General features: G+C 69.0%; 23 protein-coding genes. 7 read left to right on the top strand and 16 right to left on the bottom strand.

Annotated elements, in window-relative coordinates:
• Positions 1–10 precede the first annotated feature (10 nt).
• The 4 genes from AC07B0_RS08720 to AC07B0_RS08705 all read right to left on the bottom strand — a co-directional run bounded on the left by AC07B0_RS08720 (position 11) and on the right by AC07B0_RS08705 (position 3,664).
• A complete protein-coding gene (locus tag AC07B0_RS08720; RefSeq protein ID WP_356872567.1) occupies positions 11–598 on the bottom strand; it encodes a malonic semialdehyde reductase in 588 nt (195 codons plus the stop codon).
• Positions 599–696: 98 nt separating this feature from the next.
• Positions 697–957, bottom strand: a complete 261-nt coding sequence (locus tag AC07B0_RS08715; RefSeq protein WP_469376626.1) for an exodeoxyribonuclease VII small subunit — start codon at positions 955–957, stop codon at positions 697–699.
• 64 nt (positions 958–1,021) lie between these two features.
• A complete protein-coding gene (gene xseA / locus AC07B0_RS08710; RefSeq protein WP_356872563.1) occupies positions 1,022–2,257 on the bottom strand; it encodes an exodeoxyribonuclease VII large subunit in 1,236 nt (411 codons plus the stop codon).
• Between the two features lie 9 nt (positions 2,258–2,266).
• Positions 2,267–3,664, bottom strand: coding sequence for an APC family permease (locus AC07B0_RS08705; RefSeq protein WP_478897374.1), 1,398 nt, complete (start codon positions 3,662–3,664; stop codon positions 2,267–2,269).
• A gap of 86 nt (positions 3,665–3,750) precedes the next feature.
• Here AC07B0_RS08705 and AC07B0_RS08700 point away from each other — a divergent pair, with 86 nt between their 5' ends.
• Together AC07B0_RS08700 and ppgK are read left to right on the top strand one after the other, a co-directional pair.
• Positions 3,751–4,764, top strand: a complete 1,014-nt coding sequence (locus tag AC07B0_RS08700) for a 4-hydroxy-3-methylbut-2-enyl diphosphate reductase (protein ID WP_467290175.1) — start codon at positions 3,751–3,753, stop codon at positions 4,762–4,764.
• Between the two features lie 132 nt (positions 4,765–4,896).
• Positions 4,897–5,646, top strand: coding sequence for a polyphosphate--glucose phosphotransferase (gene ppgK / locus AC07B0_RS08695; protein WP_469376630.1), 750 nt, complete (start codon positions 4,897–4,899; stop codon positions 5,644–5,646).
• A 23-nt stretch (positions 5,647–5,669) separates the two neighbouring features.
• Here ppgK and AC07B0_RS08690 read toward each other — a convergent pair whose 3' ends face one another.
• On the bottom strand, positions 5,670–6,191 hold the full coding sequence (locus AC07B0_RS08690) for a DUF6542 domain-containing protein (protein WP_356872555.1): 522 nt from the start codon (positions 6,189–6,191) through the stop codon (positions 5,670–5,672).
• A 149-nt stretch (positions 6,192–6,340) separates the two neighbouring features.
• Here AC07B0_RS08690 and ychF point away from each other — a divergent pair, with 149 nt between their 5' ends.
• Positions 6,341–7,429 carry a redox-regulated ATPase YchF gene (gene ychF / locus AC07B0_RS08685; protein WP_356872553.1) on the top strand — a complete coding sequence of 363 codons (1,089 nt, stop codon included), beginning with the start codon at positions 6,341–6,343 and terminating at the stop codon, positions 7,427–7,429.
• A gap of 109 nt (positions 7,430–7,538) precedes the next feature.
• Here the strand turns inward: ychF and AC07B0_RS08680 are convergent, their stop codons facing one another.
• Entirely contained in the window at positions 7,539–7,982 is a 444-nt protein-coding gene (locus tag AC07B0_RS08680) for a tyrosine-type recombinase/integrase (protein WP_478897372.1), read from the bottom strand.
• Positions 7,983–8,072: 90 nt separating this feature from the next.
• Between AC07B0_RS08680 and mobC the strand changes: the two genes are divergently transcribed.
• Positions 8,073–8,372 carry a plasmid mobilization relaxosome protein MobC gene (gene mobC, locus AC07B0_RS08675; protein ID WP_469376635.1) on the top strand — a complete coding sequence of 100 codons (300 nt, stop codon included), beginning with the start codon at positions 8,073–8,075 and terminating at the stop codon, positions 8,370–8,372.
• A gap of 19 nt (positions 8,373–8,391) precedes the next feature.
• Here the strand turns inward: mobC and AC07B0_RS08670 are convergent, their stop codons facing one another.
• The 4 genes from AC07B0_RS08670 to AC07B0_RS08655 all read right to left on the bottom strand — a co-directional run bounded on the left by AC07B0_RS08670 (position 8,392) and on the right by AC07B0_RS08655 (position 11,395).
• Positions 8,392–8,949 (bottom strand): HAD domain-containing protein, encoded by a 558-nt coding sequence (locus AC07B0_RS08670; protein WP_469376637.1) that lies wholly within the window; start codon positions 8,947–8,949, stop codon positions 8,392–8,394.
• 14 nt (positions 8,950–8,963) lie between these two features.
• Positions 8,964–9,656 carry a class I SAM-dependent methyltransferase gene (locus tag AC07B0_RS08665; RefSeq protein WP_469376638.1) on the bottom strand — a complete coding sequence of 231 codons (693 nt, stop codon included), beginning with the start codon at positions 9,654–9,656 and terminating at the stop codon, positions 8,964–8,966.
• Complete coding sequence (locus AC07B0_RS08660; RefSeq protein WP_469376640.1) at positions 9,657–10,568, bottom strand: phosphotransferase family protein; 912 nt, start codon at positions 10,566–10,568, stop codon at positions 9,657–9,659.
• A 77-nt stretch (positions 10,569–10,645) separates the two neighbouring features.
• On the bottom strand, positions 10,646–11,395 hold the full coding sequence (locus tag AC07B0_RS08655) for a hypothetical protein (protein WP_469376642.1): 750 nt from the start codon (positions 11,393–11,395) through the stop codon (positions 10,646–10,648).
• A gap of 194 nt (positions 11,396–11,589) precedes the next feature.
• Here AC07B0_RS08655 and AC07B0_RS08650 point away from each other — a divergent pair, with 194 nt between their 5' ends.
• Positions 11,590–12,945 (top strand): NsdA family TPR-like regulatory protein, encoded by a 1,356-nt coding sequence (locus AC07B0_RS08650; protein WP_469376644.1) that lies wholly within the window; start codon positions 11,590–11,592, stop codon positions 12,943–12,945.
• Between the two features lies 1 nt (position 12,946).
• Positions 12,947–13,477, top strand: a complete 531-nt coding sequence (locus AC07B0_RS08645; protein WP_469376646.1) for an NUDIX domain-containing protein — start codon at positions 12,947–12,949, stop codon at positions 13,475–13,477.
• A gap of 73 nt (positions 13,478–13,550) precedes the next feature.
• Here the strand turns inward: AC07B0_RS08645 and AC07B0_RS08640 are convergent, their stop codons facing one another.
• The 6 genes from AC07B0_RS08640 to AC07B0_RS08615 all read right to left on the bottom strand — a co-directional run bounded on the left by AC07B0_RS08640 (position 13,551) and on the right by AC07B0_RS08615 (position 19,152).
• Entirely contained in the window at positions 13,551–15,875 is a 2,325-nt protein-coding gene (locus tag AC07B0_RS08640; protein ID WP_469376648.1) for an RNA-binding domain-containing protein, read from the bottom strand.
• A 207-nt stretch (positions 15,876–16,082) separates the two neighbouring features.
• Positions 16,083–16,712 carry a DUF6000 family protein gene (locus AC07B0_RS08635; protein ID WP_469376650.1) on the bottom strand — a complete coding sequence of 210 codons (630 nt, stop codon included), beginning with the start codon at positions 16,710–16,712 and terminating at the stop codon, positions 16,083–16,085.
• Positions 16,713–16,730: 18 nt separating this feature from the next.
• On the bottom strand, positions 16,731–17,123 hold the full coding sequence (locus tag AC07B0_RS08630) for a CPCC family cysteine-rich protein (RefSeq protein WP_469376651.1): 393 nt from the start codon (positions 17,121–17,123) through the stop codon (positions 16,731–16,733).
• Between the two features lie 341 nt (positions 17,124–17,464).
• Positions 17,465–17,728, bottom strand: coding sequence for a type II toxin-antitoxin system RelE family toxin (locus AC07B0_RS08625; protein ID WP_469376653.1), 264 nt, complete (start codon positions 17,726–17,728; stop codon positions 17,465–17,467).
• Positions 17,729–17,735: 7 nt separating this feature from the next.
• Complete coding sequence (locus AC07B0_RS08620; RefSeq protein ID WP_266841967.1) at positions 17,736–18,005, bottom strand: type II toxin-antitoxin system Phd/YefM family antitoxin; 270 nt, start codon at positions 18,003–18,005, stop codon at positions 17,736–17,738.
• Positions 18,006–18,177: 172 nt separating this feature from the next.
• Complete coding sequence (locus tag AC07B0_RS08615; RefSeq protein WP_469376655.1) at positions 18,178–19,152, bottom strand: SMP-30/gluconolactonase/LRE family protein; 975 nt, start codon at positions 19,150–19,152, stop codon at positions 18,178–18,180.
• A 77-nt stretch (positions 19,153–19,229) separates the two neighbouring features.
• Between AC07B0_RS08615 and AC07B0_RS08610 the strand changes: the two genes are divergently transcribed.
• A complete protein-coding gene (locus tag AC07B0_RS08610; RefSeq protein WP_356872545.1) occupies positions 19,230–19,667 on the top strand; it encodes a MarR family winged helix-turn-helix transcriptional regulator in 438 nt (145 codons plus the stop codon).
• Positions 19,668–19,776 lie beyond the last annotated feature (109 nt).

Raw genomic sequence — 19,776 nt, 5'->3', positions numbered from 1 at the left:
GGGCGGCTGCTCAGACGGTGGTGACGACCTGGTCGAAGTCCAGGCGCGGGCTGCGCGGGAACCAGGCGTCCTCGCCCGGCTTGCCGATGTTGACGACCATGATCGGGGTGTGGTCGTCGTCCAGGAACTCCTTCTGGAGGCCCGCGAAGTCCACGCCCGTCATCGGACCGGCGGCGAGGCCGGCGGCGCGGACGCCGACGATGAAGTACGCGGCCTGGAGCGAGGCGTTCACCAGCGCGCTGTGCTCGCGGACCGGACGCTCGGTGAAGAAGTCCTTGGCCTGCGGGTAGTGCGGCAGCAGCTGCGGGATCTCCTCGTGGAACTCGTTGTCCGCGGAGAGGATCGCGACCAGCGGCGCGGCGGCGGTCTTGGCCTGGTTGCCCTGGGCCATGTGCCGGACGAGGCGCTCGCGGGCCTCGGGGGAGCGGACCAGGGTCACGCGCAGCGGGGTGGCGTTGAACGCGGTGGGGCCGAACTTCACCAGGTCGTAAATGGCCTGGACCTGCTCCTCGGTCACCGGCTCGTCGGAGAAGGTGTTGGCGGTGCGGGCCTCGCGGAACAGCAGGTCCTGAGCGGCGGCGTCGAGAACGAGAGACATCGGAAAGCCTTCTTCTGTAAAGAGGTGAAGCGCGATGTCTCCGACTCTACGGCGAAAGTAGATGAAATTTCAACTAAATTGGCGTGGGGTGGTCCAGATCACTCCGGCCGGCCCGCACCGTCCCCGTCCGGCCCGTCCCCGTACGCCCCGGCCCCGTCGTTCCGGGCGGCCAGCGCCGAATCCAGCCGGGCCCGGGCCCCCTCCAGCCAGTGCCGGCAGACCTTCGCCAGCTCCTCGCCGCGCTCCCAGAGCGCCAGCGACTCCTCCAGCGAGGTTCCGCCGGCCTCCAGCTTGCGGACGACCTCGATGAGCTCGTCGCGGGCCTGCTCGTAGCCCAGCGCCGTATCGGTGTCAGTCATTCCCGTATCCCGTTCCCATCGTATGTGTGTGGTACATCGAATTTGTTGCCGGAGTGTGTCGTCTTCAGCCCGCCCCGCCGGTGTCCGCCGGACCGTCCACGACCTCCACCGAGAACGCGCCCGCCGCCACCCGCGCCCGCAGCACCTCGCCCGCCGCCACCTCCTCCGGCGCGCGCACCACGTGCCCGTCCGCCCGCTGGAGCACCGCGTACCCGCGCTCCAAGGTCGCCGCCGGGGACAGCGCGACCACCCGGGCCAGGGTGTGCTCCAGCTCCGAGTCCGCCCGGTCCAGCAGGTGGCCGAGCGTGCGCCGGCCGCGCGCCAGCAGGGCCTCCACCTCGGCCTCCCGGGTCTCCACCATCCGCTGCGGATGCACGAAGACCGGCCGCGCCAGCGCGTGCGCCAGCCCCCGCTCCTCCCGGTCCAGCAGCCCCCGCAGCGCCCGCAGCCCCCGGCCCTGGAGCTGGCGCACCCGCTCCAGCTCCTCCCCGACGTCCGGGACGACCTTCTTCGCCGCGTCCGTGGGCGTCGAGGCCCGCAGGTCCGCGACCAGGTCCAGCAGCGGGGAGTCCGGCTCGTGCCCGATCGCCGAGACCACCGGCGTACGGGCCGCCGCGACGGTCCGCACGACCTCCTCGTCGGAGAACGGCAGCAGGTCCTCCACGCTGCCCCCGCCGCGCGCCACGATGATCACGTCCACCCCGGGCAGCGCGTCCAGCTCCTTGACCGCCCGCACCACCTGGGGCACCGCGTGCACCCCCTGCACGGCGACGTTGCGGACCTCGAAGCGGACCGCCGGCCAGCGCCGCCGGGCGTTCTCCAGCACGTCCCGCTCGGCCGCCGACGCGCGCCCCACGACCAGCCCGATCAGCTGCGGCAGGAACGGCAGCGGCTTCTTGCGGTCCAGCGCGAACAGCCCCTCCGAGGCCAGGGACCGCTTGAGCCGCTCCAGCCGCGCCAGCAGCTCCCCGATGCCGACCGGCCGGATCTCCGTCACCCGCAGGGACAGCTGCCCGCGCGGGGCGTACCACTCCGGCTTCGCCAGGACGACGACCCGCGCGCCCTCCGTCACCGCGTCCGCGACCTCCTCGTAGACCTGGCGGAAGCAGGTCACGCTCACGGAGATGTCGTGCGACGGGTCGCGCAGCGTCAGGAAGACCACCCCCGCACCCGGCCGCCGGGACAGCTGCGTGATCTGCCCCTCCACCCACACCTGACCGAGCCGGTCGATCCAGCCCCCGATGAGCCGGGACACCTGACCGACCGGCAGCGGCGCATCAGCCGACGTATTCAGAGCCATGCACGCAGGCTAGCCGCCGGGGCCGACACCGGTAGCGGGCCCGTCGGACCGGTCCGCGGCGCGTCGGCCACGCTGGGCCACCAGCACGCACAGCCCCACCACCAGCCACACGGCCCCCACGACCTGAGCCTCCCACGAGGCCTCGACGATCACCGCCACGGTCACCGCCGCCCCCAGCACCGGCGCCACCAGGTGCTTCCACCAGTTCGGCGGGCCCTCCGCGCGCCGCACCACGAACCAGCCGACCACCGAGGCGTGCAGCAGGGTGAACGCCACCAGCGCCCCCACGTCCACCACCGACACCAGGTGGTCGAGCCCGTCGTCGCGCCGGGCCGCCCACACCGCCGCCACCAGCGTCATCGTCGCCGCCACCAGCAGCGCGGCCCGCGGAGTGCCGTCCGAGGTACGCGCCAGGAACCGCGGCAGCCGCCGCTCCCGGGCCATCGCGAACAGCAGCCGCCCGGCCGCCGCCTGCCCGGCGAGCGCCGCGAAGGCCGCCCCGATCGCCTTGCTGACCGCCACCAGGTCGTGCAGCCACGTCCCGGTCGAGGACTCGACGGTGTCGTAGAACGCGGGCCCCTGGAGCGCCGGGTCCGCGGCCAGCTCCGCCGAGGACACCGGCGCCAGCAGCGCCGCCAGATAGGTCTGGGCGACGAACAGCACCCCGGTCAGCGCCAGACAGAACAACACCGCCCGCGCCACCCGCGCCGAGCCGCCCGTCACCTCCTCGGCGAACGAGGCGATCGCGTCGAAGCCCAGGTACGACAGCACCGCCACCGACACCGCGCCCAGCACGGCCGCCGCCGAGAAGCCGAGCGGGCCGTCACCGGTCAGCGGCGAGAGCCAGCCGCGCCGCGCCCCGCCGTCCGCCAGCGCCACCACCGCCGCGACCAGGAACACGAGCAGGACCACGATCTCCATCGCCAGCACGGCGAACCCCACCCGCGCGGCCGCCCGTACGCCCCACAGGTTCAGCAGGGTCGTGATCACGACGGCGAGGGCCGTCCACACCCACCGCGACACCTCCGGGACCAGCGCGTTCATCGCGATCCCGGAGAACAGGTACGCCACGGCCGGGATCAGCAGGTAGTCGAGCATCGCCATCCACCCGGCGATCAGCCCCGGCCCCTCCCCGAGCCCCTTGCGGGCGTACGTGAACACCGAACCGGCCTGCGGGGCCACCCGCACCATCTGGGCGTAGCTGAAGGCCGTGAAGGCCATCGCGACCGTCGCGACGAGGTAGACGAGCGCGACCGCCCCCTGCGACTTCGCGTCCAGGGTCCCGAACACCCCGACGGGCGCCATCGGGGCGATGAAGAGCAGACCGTAGACGACCAGGTCCCGGAAGCCGAGGCTCCGCCGCAGGGCGGTGGGCGCGGGCGTACCGGAATCCGTGACGGACGCCATCCGTCCTCCGAGGGATAGGCGGGACAGGCTTTCGGGCAAGTGTGTGCCGGACGGGGGACGTACGGCCTGCTGGAGCCCCCCGTACGATGGAGGACATGACTGCACCCGCCCCCGCTCCCGCATCCCGCCGCGTCCTGCTCGCCGCCCCCCGCGGCTACTGCGCGGGCGTGGACCGAGCCGTGATCGCCGTCGAGAAGGCCCTGGAGCAGTACGGTGCGCCGGTCTACGTACGCCACGAGATCGTGCACAACAAGTACGTCGTCCAGACCCTGGAGAAGAAGGGCGCCATCTTCGTCGAGCGGACGGAGGAGGTCCCCGAGGGCTCCATCGTGATGTTCTCCGCGCACGGCGTGGCCCCCGTCGTCCACGAGGAGGCGGCGCGCGGCAAGCTCGCGACGATCGACGCGACGTGCCCCCTGGTCACCAAGGTGCACAAGGAAGCCATCCGCTACGCGAACGAGGACTTCGACATCCTCCTCATCGGCCACGAGGGCCACGAGGAGGTCATCGGCACCTCCGGCGAGGCACCGGACCACATCACCATCGTGGACGGCCCCGACGACGTCGCGAACGTGACGGTGCGGGACGAGTCGAAGGTCGTCTGGCTGTCGCAGACCACCCTCTCCGTCGACGAGACGATGGAGACGGTCGACGCCCTGAAGACCAAGTTCCCGCTCCTCGTCTCCCCGCCGAGCGACGACATCTGCTACGCCACCTCCAACCGCCAGGCCGCCGTCAAGGTGATGGGCGCCGACTCCGACCTCGTCATCGTCGTCGGGTCGAAGAACTCCTCGAACTCCATCCGCCTCGTCGAGGTCGCCCTCGACGCGGGCGCGCGCGCCGCCCACCTGGTCGACTTCGCGAGCGAGATCGACGAGGCCTGGCTGGAGGGCGTCACCACCGTCGGCCTCACCTCGGGCGCCTCCGTGCCGGAGGTCCTGGTCGAGGAGGTCCTGGAGTGGCTTACCCAGCGCGGCTACGCGGACGTCGAGATCGTCAAGACCGCCGAGGAGTCGATCGTCTTCTCGCTCCCGAAGGAACTGCGCCGCGACCTGCGCGCCGAGGCGGCGGGGCTGGTGGCGGGCGGGCCGGACGCCTGACGGCCTGACGGCCGGACCCTGACCGCCTGACGGCCGGGAGCCGGACCGACTGACGGCCTCGCCCCGGCTCGCGCGGTCCCGGCCCCGGCGACTGGCTCGCGCGGCGGCTCGTTCGTTTCGTACGGTGATTCCATGCAGATCTTCGGTGTGGACATCGGCGGTTCCGGGATCAAGGGCGCTCCCGTGGACCTGGACCGCGGCGAGCTGGCGCAGGAGCGCCACAAAGTACTGACACCGCAACCGGCCACCCCCGAGGGGGTGGCCGACTGCGTTGCCGAGGTGGTCGGCGCCTTCTCGTGGACGGGGCCGATCGGGGTCACCTTCCCCGGCGTGGTCACGCACGGCATCACCCGGACGGCCGCCAACGTGGACAAGGGATGGGTCGGCCTCGACGCGGCGGCCCTGCTGTCCTCCCGGCTCGACGGCCGCAAGGTCACCGTCCTCAACGACGCCGACGCGGCCGGGGTCGCGGAGATCACCTACGGGGCGGGGCGCGGGGTCGCCGGCACGGTCATCCTGCTCACCCTCGGCACGGGCATCGGCAGCGCCGTCTTCCGGGACGGGCGGCTCGTACCGAACACCGAGCTCGGCCACCTCGAACTGAAGGGCCACGACGCGGAGACCCGCGCCTCCGTCAAGGCCAAGGAGGACGAGGACCTCAGCTGGCACCACTGGGCGCGGCGGCTGGAGAAGTACCTGGCCCACGTCGAGATGCTGTTCTCCCCGGACCTCTTCGTCCTCGGCGGCGGCGTCAGCCGCAAGCCCGAGAAGTTCCTCCCGCTGATCGAGGGCGTCCGGGCGGAGATCGTCCCGGCGAAGCTCCAGAACGACGCCGGGATCGTCGGGGCGGCCATGGCGGCCCGCGACGACCAGGCGGGGTAGCCCCCACGCACTCGGGGGAGCGGCTAGTACGCCGCCGTGCTGCGGCGGGCGGCGCGCCGGCGTCCGCTCAGCGCGGCGCGCCGCGCCAGCGCGATGAGGGCGGCGACCAGGGTGCCCGCGTAGAGCCACCCGGCGTGCAGGGAGAGCGCGGAGACCACCCCCATGAGCTGCCCGGCGAAGCCGCTGGAGCCGCCCGAGACGGGCCACACCCCGGCGGCGAAGGCGATGGGGACGGAGACCGGCGCCGTGATCAGGTCGGCGGGCCGCACCCACAGGGCCGTCGCGGCGGCGACCGGCAGGAAGAGCAGCCCGTACACGAAGAGCGAGGAGCCGAAGAGCAGCCAGGAGATCCCGGCGGCCAGCAGCATGCCGGTGCACGCGAGCAGCCCGCCGCCCAGCCCGGTCAGCCGGGGCCGGGGCATCCGGCGGGCCATCGGCGGCCGGGGCCGGGGCCGCTGGGCCTGTGCGGGTACGCCGCCGCCCGGGACCGGGCGGCGGGGCGCCTGGGGCGACTGGGGCGCCTGAGGGTGACGTACCGAACGCATCCTGTATTGCTCCACCCCACCAAACTAGGCGGGAGGCCCCCCGTACGGGGCCCTGGACACGCGTACATCCAGTGCCACTCATCTGAAAGTAAACTGTCCGGTGGCCCACTCCGGGCCGCCGCCCCCTCCAGCTACGGGAAGTCGCCAACGTGTCGCTCACGATCGGAATCGTCGGCCTGCCGAATGTCGGCAAGTCGACCCTGTTCAACGCCCTGACCAAGAACGACGTGCTGGCGGCCAACTACCCGTTCGCCACCATCGAGCCGAACGTCGGCGTCGTCGGCGTCCCGGACCCGCGCCTGGCCGTCCTCGCGGGCATCTTCGGTTCGCAGAAGGTCCTCCCTGCGACGGTCGACTTCGTCGACATCGCGGGCATCGTGCGCGGCGCCTCCGAGGGCGAGGGCCTGGGCAACAAGTTCCTCGCGAACATCCGCGAGTCGGACGCGATCTGCCAGGTCATCCGTGCCTTCAAGGACGAGAACGTCGTCCACGTCGACGGCAAGGTCTCGCCGAAGGACGACATCGAGACGATCAACACCGAGCTGATCCTCGCCGACCTCCAGTCCATCGAGAAGGCGGAGCCGCGCCTGACGAAGGAGTCCCGCCTCCAGAAGGAGAAGGTCGCGGTCCTCGCGGCCGTCGTCGAGGCGAAGAAGATCCTCGAAGCCGGCGACACCCTCTTCTCGAAGGGCATCACCAAGGGCACCGAGCGTGGCGACCTCCTGCACGAGCTGCACCTCCTCACCACGAAGCCGTTCCTGTACGTCTTCAACGTGGACGAGGACGAGCTCACGGACGAGGCCTTCAAGGACGAGCAGCGCGCGCTGGTCGCCCCCGCCGAGGCGATCTTCCTGAACGCCAAGCTGGAGCAGGAGCTCATCGAGCTGGAGGACGACGAGGCCCTCGAACTCCTCCAGTCGGTCGGCCAGGAGGAGCCCGGCATGGCCACCCTCGGCCGCGTCGGCTTCACGACCCTCGGCCTTCAGACGTACCTGACGGCCGGCCCGAAGGAAACCCGCGCCTGGACCATCAAGAAGGGCGCCACCGCCCCCGAGGCCGCGGGCGTCATCCACACCGACTTCCAGCGCGGCTTCATCAAGGCCGAGGTCATCTCCTTCGCCGACCTGGTCGAGTGCGGCTCGGTCGCCGAAGCCCGCGCGAAGGGCAAGGCCCGCATGGAGGGCAAGGAGTACGTCATGCAGGACGGCGACGTGGTGGAATTCCGCTTCAACGTCTAATACGTTCGGCGAAAGGCCGCCTGACCTGCGACGGAGCGGGTTGGGCGGCCTTTGCAGTCCGCACAGAGTCCGCAGCGCGCTGGATGAGTCCGGCACGCGGGGGGAGCGGCTACGCCGCTTCGTCGACCTGTGTCTGGGCATCGGCGGACTGGTCCGCGTACGCCTTGTCGACAGCAGCCCGGGTCCGCTCCTCGGAGTCGGGCCACAGGTGGGTGTAGATGTTCAGCGTCATGGCCGCATTGGTGTGGCCGAGGCGCTCGGAGACGGTCTTCACCGACTCGCCGTGCTTGATCAGCAAGCTGGCGTAGTGGTGCCGGAGGGAGTGGGGTCCGGTGCCCTTCGCTATTCCGGCCTTCGCGCAGGCGGGCCGCCAGGACCCGTCCATGAAGTGCGTGTAGACCACGGGTCCGCCTTGCGGCGCCGTGAAGATCCAGCTCTCGGGCCCATCGGCGGGGAAGTCCCGCAGGTGTGCCTTCAAGAGGGCCGACAGCTGGCCCAACGGGCCAGCGCGAGAGATCGCGCAGAGCCGCTCTCCCGAATCCGGAGGCGTCACCGGAAGCCCCCGCAGCGCAAGATCGTCTGCACGGTCCGCCTGAGTGAAGAGGAGCTGGTCGAGATCAGCGCGGGCGCCCAGGTCTCCAACATGACGAACGCCGGCTTCCTCGCGCACTGCGCGCTTGCCGCGTCGAGTGACCTGAACCGCACAGCCGCTGAGGTTGCCGGTGAACGAGAGACCGTTGTCGAGATCTTCGCCGCGCGACGTCAGCTCGGGTGCATCGGCAACAACCTGAACCAGGTTGCCAAGGCACTGAACTCGGGGGCTGATGGTGTTGCTGCCCACTCCGTGCTGGAAGCCGTCCATCGCACGGCGAAGAGGCTGGACGATGCCGTGACGCGGCTGATTGATCATCGGAACGCCCGGTCGGATCGATCCGCTTCGTAGACCGGACGCGAGGCCCACGCTATGCGGCTGCCGGCGTTCCACCCGCTGCGTCCAGGAGGACCGCCCAGTCCCGCACCTCGGCGACGTGGCTCGGCTGGAGACCGGTGTAAGGGTCCGGCTGGACGAGGAGGGTGGGGTAGCCGCGGGCGGTGCGTTCGGCGGCCCAGGTGTGGTCGGCGGCGGCGAAGTCGTCGTCGATCCAGACGGCGGGGGCCTTGCCGAGCCAGGGGTCGACGTGGTCGCGCTTCCAGAGGTATCCGTCGGGATGGCTGGTGGTGATCTGTGGGCGGGGGAGGTCGAGGTAGGGGAAGTCCGGCAGTCCCACAAGCGGCCCGATGATCGTGGTGGCGTCCTTGCGCCAGCTCGTGCACCAAACCGGGGTGAGGAGGCTGCTGGCCAGGAGATCGGTGAGCACCGGGCCGTGGCTGGGGTCGAGCCAGATGGGGACGGGATCGTCGGGGTGCCGGCCAGTGGGCAGGACGGTGTGGCGGACGTGGGTGGGTGGGGTGCTGCCATCTGCCGCCGGGAACGGGATGAGGACGCCGTCGATGTCCAAGAGCAGGTAGGGCAGGGTCATCGGTGCCTCCGGGGTCAGCGTTTGCGGGCGGTGATCAGGAGGGTGGTCGGCCACGGGTCGCGGCGAGGGTGACGCAGCTCCAACGCCGAGGTGATGCGCAGGCCGCTATGCACGAGGTGTGCGCCCCAGCGGCGGGCATCGAACTCCCATCGGGCGATGGGTAGCCGGGTGTGGTCGGGCATGGTGACGTAGTCCTCGCGCGGACGGTCGTCCGTGGATGGATGTCTTCCGGCCCGTGCCGGGTGCGGGACGGAGAAAGCCAGGACTCCAGCTGGCTTGAGGCGGCGGGAGATCGCGGCGAGCAGGAGCTCGGGGGCGACGAGGCCGACGGCGCCGAAGACGGAGTAGATCGCGTCGAAGCTCTGGCCGGTGGCCTGCAGGTGGTGCAGCGCGTGCCCGGCAGCGAAGGTGGCACCGTCGAGTTGGCCGTAGTGGGACCGGGCGCGGCGTATCTGGAGTCCGACCAGGTCGACACCGGTTACGCGGGCCTGGTGGAGCTTGGCGAGGTGGGCGACGTTGTGGCCGGGGCCGCAGCCCAGCTCCAGGAGGCGCTTGCCGCGCAGGTCCCGTCCCAGAATTTCTGCTCCGGGACCGAGGCCCGCGTGGGTGCTCCACTCCATCCGGGCTGGTGCGGTGAGCGCATGGGCGGGGGAAGCGGCTATGCGCTGGGCTGCGTGGGCGTACCAGGGGGAGACCTGGGCGAGCACCTAGACCTCCAGGAGTTGGACCACGTCGTTCAGGTGGCGGCGGACGACGGGGATGTATGCGGGGTCCTTGGCCGGGTCGTTGATCCAGCGGATGGCCTGCTCCATGAACCATTCGACGGCCCACATGCGGTGCCAGCCCAGGGCCCATGCCTCGGCAGCCAGGCCGCCCCGGGCGGCGAGGGCGTCTTCGTGGCCGCCTGCGGTGACGTATTGCTCCAGGAACACGCGCAGCCGGACGGGGCTCGGCGTGTCGGTGGTGCCGTGGTAGGAGGCGAGGTCGATCAGGCCGGGGCCGGTGAAGGCGCGGGCGAAGTCGAGGAGGTGCCAGCCGTCTTCCCCGATGTGGATGCTCGTGGGGTGAAACTCGGAGTGGACCCAGCCGAACGGGTCGAGTGTCGCCCCCTGGACGCGGGCCTCAGCCGACGCGGAGATCTTCCCCAGAGCGGTCTCGATGTCGTCGCAGTCCGTCCACCGGTCGGCCTTCCGTAGCCGCTGGAGGTGATCGAGGGCCCGGCCGGGCATGGATGCCAGGCCAGCACCGTCGAGGAGGGGCAGGCCGCCCGCAGGGCGGGCGGCGTGGAGCATCACGGCGGCGGCCACGCCATCGAGGTCGTCGGCATCCCGTACCGGGGTGCCGAGGTCGTCCATGAGCATCCCGAGCCACTTGTCCTGCATGGCGGTGGCGTGGAGCTCGGGGACCGGGAGTCCGCGCTGGTGGGCCACCCGCAGAGCCTGGGCCTCGCGGTCGAAGGGCTCCTTGGCGTACTTGAAGACGGCCGTGGTGCCGTCGGGGAAGGTGACGCGTTCGACGCCGGACATGCCCCAGACGCGGATCTCGGCGCGTTCGGGGATGGGCTTGCCGACGAGAGTGCACAGGTCGTCCAGCAGGGCGGCGGTGAGGCTCTGGTCCATGGAGGTCTCCAGGGGCTGGTGTGCTCCGGGGCGGGCGAGCGGGTCAGCCCGCCCCGGAGCCGTGCGGGGGTTTGGCGTTACTCGGCCGCGGTCACGCGGTGGGCGTAGACCTGCTCGATCCAGCCCGCCTTGAACTCGGCCAGGTCGTCACGGAAGTTCGCCATCGAGGCACCGTAGGGCGCGACGACCCCGCCGGACTGGTTCGGCACCGACTGGCAGCCGTGCACGAGCCGGCCGCCGAGGGCGGTGTGGGCCTTGATGGACTCGATCCGGCGGTGCTCGTTGAACCAGCCGCCGTGGTAGACCTCGTCCAGCATTCCGCCCATCTCGTCGTCCAGGTCGAAGACGACGGAAGTGGCGGCCGGGAAGAACCAGCACGGGCCGACGTTGGAGATGTGCCCGTCCAGCTCGACCTTGTTGAGCGCCATCAGCGTGGCCGCCTCGCGCAGCATGCGCAGGTGATCGGCGGTGATCTGCGGCAGGCCGAGGCCGGCCAGGTGCTCCTCGCGGAAGAGGTACGAGTAGACCCCGTACGCCGTCGCCAGCACGCGGGCGGCATCCGACGTGGACTCGCCGTGGTACTTGATGAAGTCGAGCGCGAGCTGCTCGACCGCGCTCTCGGTCGTCTCGTCCACTTCGAGGAGCTGGGCCTTGACCAGCTCCCAGTCGGCGACGAGCCAGGTATTGGACTCGAAGCGGAAGAAGTACTCGGCCGGGTCGATGGTGATGCGCCGGTCGTCCACCTGGATGCCGGGCAGGCGGCTCCAGCGCGGGTCGAAGGCGTCGGGCAGCTCGACCGTGATGGTCGCGGTGTCGATGGTGGTCACCGTGTCTCCGTCTCTGATCGTCCGGACCGGGGCATAGGAATGCCCGAGCCCGGTAGGGCGTACGGAACTTGGGGGCCGCCCGGCCCGAGAGTGGGGCGGCTGTCGATAAGTGAACCGCCCGCTACACAGAGTGGGTACGGTGTGACCGAGGCCAAGCGGTATACGCGGTTTACAGCTCCGGAGCGGAGGAGATCGTGCCAGCGCCGACCAACCCCAACTCCCGCCTGCGCGAAACGATCAACGCCGCCGGGTGCACGTACGAGGCACTCGCCAAGGATGTGCGCCGCATCGCCGCCGAGAACGGCGACCTGCTCCAGACCAACAAATCGGCCGTTTCCCACTGGGCGCATGGCACCCGCGCGCCGTCCGGCCGGACAGGGCAGTACCTCGCCGAAGCCCTCTCCCGCAGACTGGGCCGCGTCGTCACTCAAACCGAGCTCGGTCTCCACTCACCCGACACGGAGTCGCCACCGGACACCGACCCCGTCACCGCAGTCACCGACCTCGGCCGGGCGGACGTCGAACGCCGCCGCTTCCTCGCCATCGCCGCCTTCACCACAGCCGGCGTAGCCATGCCGCTCCTGCACGACCACGAAGCCACCTCCCGCATGCTCCGCGCTCGCACCGCCCGCTCCCTCGTCGGCAGCGACGACATCGACGTCGTACGGCAGATCACCGCAGCCTTCAGCGCTGCCGACGAACGCCTCGGAGGCGGCCACGGTCTGACGACCGTCACCGCCTACCTCGCTGACACCGCAGCCCCCATGCTCCGCGGACGTTTCCCCTCAGAACCCTTACGCCAGGCCGCCTTCGGCGCCGTCGCCGAACTCGCCTACCTCGCAGGCTGGAAACACCACGACCTCGGCCACGAAGGCGCCGCCCAGCGCTACTACCAGGTCGGCTACCAGCTCGCCTGCGAAGCCGACCCCCACGGCCATGCCGCCTGGATGATGCGCGCCCTCGCCCACCAGGCCCTCAGCCTCAAACAGCCCCACCACTGCGTCGACCTCGTCGAAGGCGCCCTCACCCGCGGCCTCGGCCACGTAGACGGCCAGACCGAAGCCCTCCTCCACATCACCCACGCCCGCGCCTACGCCGCCACCGGCGAGAACCCCTCGGCCGCCCGTGCCCTCCTCGCCGCCGAAGACGCTCTCCTACGGGACGACGGCCCACAGCCCAGCTTCTCCCGCGTCAGCGGCCCAGCCGCCGGCACCGTGGCCAGCCACACCGCCCGCACGCTCACCGACCTCGCCGACCACATCGGCACCGAGCAACAACACCGCGACGCCCTCACCCGCTGGGACCCGGAGAAATACAAGCGCGTCCACGCCCTCACCCACGCCGACCTCGGTGACAGCCTCGCCGCCCAGGCCCGAGCCGACGAAGCGGTCGCCGCCTGGACCCAGGCCCTCGTCCTCATGGAGGGCATGACATCCGACCGCACCCGCAAGGCGATCTCCTCCATCCGCTCCACCCTCGAGGTCTACCAGCGCCGCCGCGTCCCCGGCGCCGCTGATCTCGCCCGCCGCGCCCGCGAGGCCCTCGCCTAACATGCCCAACAACCCGCCCGACGAAGGGAACCCCGTGGCTCAGCAGACCGACGACCGCTCCCAAGCCCTCAAGCCGGCGCTCGAATCGATGACCCTGCTGGTCGCGGCCGTCATCGTCCACGACAAGGCCACCAACCGCGTCGTGCTCCTCCAGCGCAGCGAGAACGCCAAGTTCGCCCAGGGCATGTGGGACCTGCCCGTCGGCAAGAGCGAGCCGGGCGAGCCCATCACCGAAACCGCGGTCCGCGAGCTCTACGAGGAAACGGGCCTCACGGTGAAGCCGGAGTCCCTCAAGGTCGCCCACATCATCCACGGCGCCTGGGGCGTCGAGGCCCCCAACGGCTTCCTCACGGTCGTCTTCGCCGCCCACGAATGGACCGGCGAACCCGAAAACCGCGAACCCCGCAAGCACTCCCAGGTCCGCTGGGTCGACGCCAACGCCATCCCCGAAGCCTTCGTCGACACCACGGCCAGCGCCCTCCGCTATTTCCTGGCTGGGGGCGCACAAGTGTCCCTTGACGGTTGGCGCTGAGCAGTGCCGCCCTATCAGGCGGGCTGAACACCCGTGAAGGAAACCCGCTATATCGGGTAGGTAGAGATGCTGATTATTCAAGCTCCGCGATATGGTGCGCCTGAGAGCTCAGGTGAGGATGTCGTGCTAGTAGGTCCTTTGCTAGAGCCAGGTCTTCCTGTGCCTGCTGTGTGAATCCTGCCCGTCGATAGTTAATGATCCGAGTCTTGAGGGCCATGAGTAGAGTCTCGCTTGGGATATCTCGCGCGGACTCGACGGTGATGATTTCCGTGAATTTGGCGATAGCTTCACTGGTTTCCCCAGCCCGACTCAGCGCAACGCCAAGCTGGTGGAGCAGTACCAGGTCTGTGGGGGCGAACTCCACGGCGCGCCGAAGGGCATTGACGCGGCCATATTTGTCTCTCTGGGCGTCGCATACCCTCGCCTTGGTGCTGTACGCGAGACTGCCAGTAAACCGGTTCGCGCGAGCGCATGCGACTTCTGCAAACTTTATTGCTTGCCCAATCCGCTTCCGCGCGAGCTCGTAGCTTGCGCTCATTGCGAATACGTACGCACTGGTCGGTGCGACGTCGCGTGCCTGCTTGAAGAGGGCGTCGGCTGCATCCATATTCCCAGAGAATGTTTCAGACTCGCCTCGTCGGCAGAGGATCGCTCCTCGTTTTTCATTGTCGGCTTGAATTCCGTAACGCTCGAAGATTCCGACAAACCTGTCTACTTCCCAGGACTTCAATTCCATTTGCTGGGTGTACTGTTGGACGCGGCGTCGGGCAGCCGTCTCCAGGTCGCCAAAACGTGCTAGTTGGTTCGCTGCGAACGATAGGGTAATGGGAAGGCTGGTGTATGTCGCTTGGCCGTCGGCAGGGTGAACCTGGCGGCTCACCAATGTGGCCTCCTCTAGCTCGCGTAGGGCTGAATCCAGTCGTTCGCGAGAAATCTCTGCAGCTAGGGCGAGAAGCTGATCTCCAGGTGGTGCGTCGAAGATGGACATGACGCTTAGGACGCGCTTAGCGTCTGAGGAAAGCACGTCCCAGATGTTGCGGAAACTGAATTCGAGGACTGGCGAGTCCTCGCCTTTCACTTCACCTAGGGCGTCATTTAGATCGCCGCACAGCTTGTATCGGCCGAGGGCCCACTGGATTGCGAGTGGTAGCCCTCCACACGCGTTGTTGATTTCTCCGATTCGCCGTTCCGTGAGTGAGAGGTCGATTCGGAGTTCACCCGACTTTACTGCCACGAAGTCGCGAGTCTCCTCGTGGTTCAGCTCCGGGACCGTGACGGGATATTCCCATCCGCCGGTCTTGCGGCGGCTGGTAATGATTACCTTGGCTTGTGAAGCCGGCGGTAGATCCTGAATGAAGGAGATGATTCTCCCGTCGTCGACAGTCTCGAGATTGTCGAGGACGATAAGGGTCGGCCAAACAGATAGCCATTCCAGGACCAGCTGCTTCTTTTCGTCAAGAGTAGCTGGCGGCTCCTCCCCGAATAGCAACAGGATCTGGTCGAGGAGTCCTTCGAGGGAATACAGTGTCCGGGTCTGAGAGCGAGAGATTCCGCCAGACGTCAGGACCGTCTCCTTGGCTGTTAGCTGCAGGATCGCTTCAAAATCCCTCTGGTCGTAGAAGTGGTAAGCGGCCCAGGTTGCGAGAGCGGACTTTCCGACACCACCAGGTCCGTGGACGTTGATGATCCAGATCCGGGGATCCTTCGTGACGGCCGTGACCAACTGGTCCCTCAGTCGATCTCGCCCCACGAAGTACTGGTAATCCTTCTCTAGGAGCCGATAGGTTCCTGTGTCCACTGCAAACGGGGTTTTTGGTTGGTCCCGTTCGAGACTGTCCCGGTCTGCCCTTTCCTCGAGATCGTCGAGGAGTTCCTCGAGCTCCTCTGCGCTATCAAGGCGTACAGTTGAATCGCCGCGACGAAAATAGATCTCGCCGCGTCGTAGTCCGTATGACTCTTTCGGGTGGAAGTCACTCTTGACTAGGGAAGGAGTACGCCTCTTCTTCCTCTTGGCTGCGGCTCTCACGAGGATAACGGCGAACCATCGCGGCTCTCCCGCGTATCGGAGTTGATGCTGGACGATATCCACGGAAATGTCGAGCCCAGTCGCGCGGCGAATCTTATCGCGAAGGAGTTTTGCGTCGTACGGGAGCTCGGACGCGAGACCGACCGGAACCCAGGTCTTGTCTTGGACCCCAATAACGAGGTAACCACCCCCCGTATTCTTCATCGCAAGCGCATCTTTGGCGAAGGCGGAAGTTTCGTATCCACTCTCAAGCCGGAGGAGCTGCTTAAAATCTAGCCACTCGCACTCGCCACGGCAATCAACAAGATATTTGAGCGCATCGAGGCTTAGATCTCCGTCTCGCACCATTCGTTCGATTGTGGCGAGGTTCATCTTGGCTACTCGCTCTCTGGCCAATGGCCGGACGTCCGCAGGTTCAGCATCGTATCGGCACGGCTCGCACAGGGGGTACTGTCTTGCTAGCTAAGGCAGTTGACCATCCAGCAAGCTCCCGCGACAGCCTTGAGGTGACGGGCTGTTAGATGTCAGCGGCAGCCTGGGGCGAGGCTTCCCTCCGTCTTGCCTGCTACCAACGGACAATCAGGAGCAGGTCCAGCCCTCGGCGAAGTCACACTGGAGGTCCATCCATCGGCGCTGCTCGTCCGGGGTGTAACCCGGCTGGTTGCGGAGGTGCACCAAGGCCTGGACCCAGTGGTCCCAGAGGCCGTCGGGCTCCGTGAAGCGGTCGGCGTGGTGGGTGCCGAGCTGGGCGTCGAGGCGGAGAAGGGCGCCGAGGGCCTCGGGCTGGTCGTAGCGGAGGTCGGTTCGGGGCAGGTAGCGGTCGAGGTAGGAGCTCAGGATCTCGGCGTCTGCGTGGGTGCCGAGGCGGGCCAGGGCGAAGCAGTAGCCCTTGCCGGAGTAGCAGACCTCGCTGTCCAGGAGCAGGCCGCCGATGCGCTCGCGGAACGAGGTACGTCGGCCCACGCCGACCAGCCATGCTGCGGTGACGCGTGAGCGCCATTCATAGGAGAAGAGGGCTTCCAGTTCCTCGTCCGTGATCGTGACCGCGTCCTCGATGAGGCTGCGGGCGAATCGTTCGCGGTGTGGCCACCCCGGCCGGAGGAAGCGTGAGCCGAGTTCGAGATAGCGCGGATGATCCGAATCCATCGTCGTCACGTAGCGCTCGATGACGTGGCCGTAGCCGGTGTTCTCCGGGTGCTGGAACGGCATGCGATTGCCCTTCTCGGCTCAGGTGGTAGTAGGCCGGCGGTGGCGGCGCCAGAAGGTGGGGAGCCACCAGCAGAGCACCGAGCGGTCGTCGGGCCACGGGGTGTGTTGGTCCGCGTCCCAGTCCTCGAAGGAGTCCCGCGTTGGGTCGATGGGGCGCCAGGCGGGGTCGAGTGGCTCGTCCTCGGCCGGTGGGCGGATGTACTGCCGGCCGTGCTGGTCGCAGGCGCCGAAGTCCTGGTAGTTGCGCTGGGCCTCGATCAAGCAGACCTTGTTCGCTCCGCCGTCCATGGTCGGCCAGCGGAACTGGACTCCGTCGTCCTCCCAGAAGCAGACGGGGCAGATCTCGTAGGAGCCGGGCATGGCGTCGAGCACGCGGTGCCCGCAGCAGGGACAGGGGTAGGGGTCGCTCACCTGCGCAGTCTCGTTGGAGGTCCGTCCGGTGCGCCATGGATTTCTCCGCCTCGGCACCCCCGGCCAGTCCGCAGCCAGTCCGCAGGACACTCGTAAACAGTCATCGGGAGCCAACGCATGCCAACCGAGAAATGGCTGGTCAGAGCCCTGGATGGGGCTCCGCCGCAGGTCAGGATCGGGCTTCAGGCATTCTGCTTCAACGTCTGAGCGGATGAAATGACACCACGTCACTGACGTGGCAAACATGCAGGTCAGAAGGGGTCGGACTCTGTCGAGTCCGACCCCTTCGCCGTCGCCGTGCTGGATGGGTGCTGGATATTCTGACGCGGGGTCAGCGGCAATCAGGTCTCGTAAACGGTGGACCGGTGTCCGACATGAACGTCGCAGACCACCAGCTCTCCGTTGTCGAGGGTGTAGACGAAGCGGTAGTCGCCGACGCGCAGGCGGCGTCGCTCGGGCTGGGACACGAGTGCGGTGGTGTTGAAGCCGAGAGGGTCGGTCTCCAGCTCGGTCAGCTTGGCCAGGATGCGCAGCGCCATGTCGCGAGGGATCTTCCGAAGCTCGGCCTGCGCCTCCGGTCGGAAGACGGTCCGGTACTCACTCACGCGGTGCTCATTCACTGCGTGCCAGCGTCTCCCTCATGATGTCCTCGATCGGGATGCCGGGTGCCGGGTTGGCCATGCGCTCGTCGATGATCCGGTTGATCTCGCGCTCTTCCCACTCCTGGTACTTGCGCAGCACTTCGATGGAGACGACGGCGGCGACTTCCTTGCCCCGGCGCGTGATGACCGTGGGTACGTCGTCGCGGTCCGCACGCTCCACGACTTCCGCCAGGTGGGCGCGCACGTCGCGGATGGACTCTACGGGTAGCGGCTGCGTCATGCGCTCAAGCGTACCGAGTGTGCCATGTGTACACAGCCTTCGGTCGGGTCGGGTCGGGTCGTGTGGTGCTGGAGGTGCTGGACGGGGTCCTCTTCGTTGACGAGGCGTACGCCCTGGTCAACGCGGGGTACTCGGGTGGGCGCTCGTCCGGCCGACCGGTCGGCCCCCGGTGTCAGAGGCCGCGGACCGCGGCCACCGTGAAGGTGGTCGGGGTGCCCGTGGAGGGGGTCAGGGGGCCGCCCTTGTCGAACTGGGAGCGGACCACCAGGGTGCGGCCCGGGCGGTGGGTCAGGGTGGTGGGGATCTGGAGGGACGGGTCCGTCAGGGTGCGGGTCAGGCGGGCGCGGGTGCCGTCCGGGGTGAGCTGCCAGCGCGTCAGGGTGTTCGGGGTGTTGTGGGCCACCCGCAGGGCGCCGTCGGCGGAGAGGTCGAGCCCGTCGGCGGCCTTGAGGTCCCCGCCGGTCAGGGTGACGCGGCTGACGGCTCCGCCGCGCAGGTCGACGCGGTAGAGGTCGCCCTCCGGCATGTCGACGGCGAGGAGGTAGCGCCCGGCCGGGTCCGAGACGATGCCGTTGAGGCTGAAGGCGCCCGCAGGGCGGGGGCGCAGGGCGGGCGTCAGGTCGTACGCGGTGAGCAGCGGGCCGTCGCCGGCGGCCAGCTGGGCGGGGGTGACGCGGTAGATCACCCCGCGCACGCTGTCCGTCAGGTAGGCGGTGCCGTCGGGGGTGACGGTCAGGTCGTTGACGAAGCGCGGGGCGTCGTCCGGGATCTCGAACCGGGCCAGGCGGGAGCCGGTCCGGGTGTCGTACACCGTGACGCCCTTGGTGGAGTCGGTGACCCACAGGCGGCCCCGGGCGTCGACGCGGAGGCCGTTCGCGGTGGTGCGGCCGTCGGCGCCGGCCGGCAGGAAGACCTCGGCGGTACGGGCGCCGGGGCGGGCGCGGTAGACGGTGCCGTCCGCGTACGAGCCCACGTAGACCGTGCCGGTACGGGCGTCGGCGGCTATGCCCTCGGGGTAGACCTTCGCGCCGGGCAGCGTGAAGGCGGTCGCGACGCGGGCGTCCGTGCCGGGCTGTGCGGCGCCCAGCGACAGTGCCGCCGCGGTCAGCGTCAGGGTGAGGGGCAGGAGCTTCGGCAGCTTCGGCATGGGTGTTCCCTTTCGATCAGGTGTAGGCGAAGAGTAGTTAGAGCTCTAATGATTGGCAAGGGTCGTAGGATGCCCGCATGACCTCCATGCCCGCCGAGGAGCGCATCGGCTCGCACATCAAGCGCGCCGAGCAGGCGCTCCTCGCGGCGAAGAACACCGCCTGCAAACCGGCCGCAGTAACGGTTCCGCAGTACGCCGCCCTGCTCTGGCTCGGCGAGAAGCCGGGCATCTCGGCGGCCGCCCTCTCCCGGCTCTGCGGGGTCACCCCGCCGACCATGAACACCGTGCTGAAGAACCTCCAGGAGCGCGGGCTCATCGAACGGACGCCGCACGAGTGGCACCGCAACGTCCTGGAGACCCGCCTCACCGAGGAGGGCCGGGCCGTGATGGAGCAGGCCGACGCCGGCGCCGTACGCGTCGAGCGGGCGCTCGCCGCCGCCTTCTCCGCGGAGGAACGGGAGCGGCTCATCGAGCTGCTGGGGCGCTGCGCGGAGGTGCTCGACGCCCTGAAGTGACCGCCCGCGGCCGCGGGGCGCCCGGGGGCGGTCCGCGTGGGCGTCCGGGAGGCGTCCGGGCCGGCACCAGAGGTTCAGCGCAAGTTTTTGCCGTGTTTTGGAACTCCCC

The sequence above is a fragment of the Streptomyces sp. NPDC044704 genome, from assembly GCF_056433525.1.
This window is presented reverse-complemented; position numbering and strand designations above follow the sequence as displayed.

What these genes read in the sequence shown, in the direction of transcription:
- AC07B0_RS08720 (WP_356872567.1), bottom strand. Translation starts at nt 598, where the DNA reads ATGTCTCTCGTTCTCGACGCCGCCGCTCAGGACCTGCTGTTCCGCGAG.
- AC07B0_RS08715 (WP_469376626.1), bottom strand. Translation starts at nt 957, where the DNA reads ATGACTGACACCGATACGGCGCTGGGCTACGAGCAGGCCCGCGACGAG.
- xseA (WP_356872563.1), bottom strand. Translation starts at nt 2,257, where the DNA reads ATGGCTCTGAATACGTCGGCTGATGCGCCGCTGCCGGTCGGTCAGGTG.
- AC07B0_RS08705 (WP_478897374.1), bottom strand. Translation starts at nt 3,664, where the DNA reads ATGGCGTCCGTCACGGATTCCGGTACGCCCGCGCCCACCGCCCTGCGG.
- AC07B0_RS08700 (WP_467290175.1), top strand. Translation starts at nt 3,751, where the DNA reads ATGGAGGACATGACTGCACCCGCCCCCGCTCCCGCATCCCGCCGCGTC.
- ppgK (WP_469376630.1), top strand. Translation starts at nt 4,897, where the DNA reads ATGCAGATCTTCGGTGTGGACATCGGCGGTTCCGGGATCAAGGGCGCT.
- AC07B0_RS08690 (WP_356872555.1), bottom strand. Translation starts at nt 6,191, where the DNA reads ATGCGTTCGGTACGTCACCCTCAGGCGCCCCAGTCGCCCCAGGCGCCC.
- mobC (WP_469376635.1), top strand. Translation starts at nt 8,073, where the DNA reads ATGACGAACGCCGGCTTCCTCGCGCACTGCGCGCTTGCCGCGTCGAGT.
- AC07B0_RS08670 (WP_469376637.1), bottom strand. Translation starts at nt 8,949, where the DNA reads ATGACCCTGCCCTACCTGCTCTTGGACATCGACGGCGTCCTCATCCCG.
- AC07B0_RS08660 (WP_469376640.1), bottom strand. Translation starts at nt 10,568, where the DNA reads ATGGACCAGAGCCTCACCGCCGCCCTGCTGGACGACCTGTGCACTCTC.
- AC07B0_RS08645 (WP_469376646.1), top strand. Translation starts at nt 12,947, where the DNA reads ATGCCCAACAACCCGCCCGACGAAGGGAACCCCGTGGCTCAGCAGACC.
- AC07B0_RS08640 (WP_469376648.1), bottom strand. Translation starts at nt 15,875, where the DNA reads ATGAACCTCGCCACAATCGAACGAATGGTGCGAGACGGAGATCTAAGC.
- AC07B0_RS08635 (WP_469376650.1), bottom strand. Translation starts at nt 16,712, where the DNA reads ATGCCGTTCCAGCACCCGGAGAACACCGGCTACGGCCACGTCATCGAG.
- AC07B0_RS08620 (WP_266841967.1), bottom strand. Translation starts at nt 18,005, where the DNA reads ATGACGCAGCCGCTACCCGTAGAGTCCATCCGCGACGTGCGCGCCCAC.
- AC07B0_RS08615 (WP_469376655.1), bottom strand. Translation starts at nt 19,152, where the DNA reads ATGCCGAAGCTGCCGAAGCTCCTGCCCCTCACCCTGACGCTGACCGCG.
- AC07B0_RS08610 (WP_356872545.1), top strand. Translation starts at nt 19,230, where the DNA reads ATGACCTCCATGCCCGCCGAGGAGCGCATCGGCTCGCACATCAAGCGC.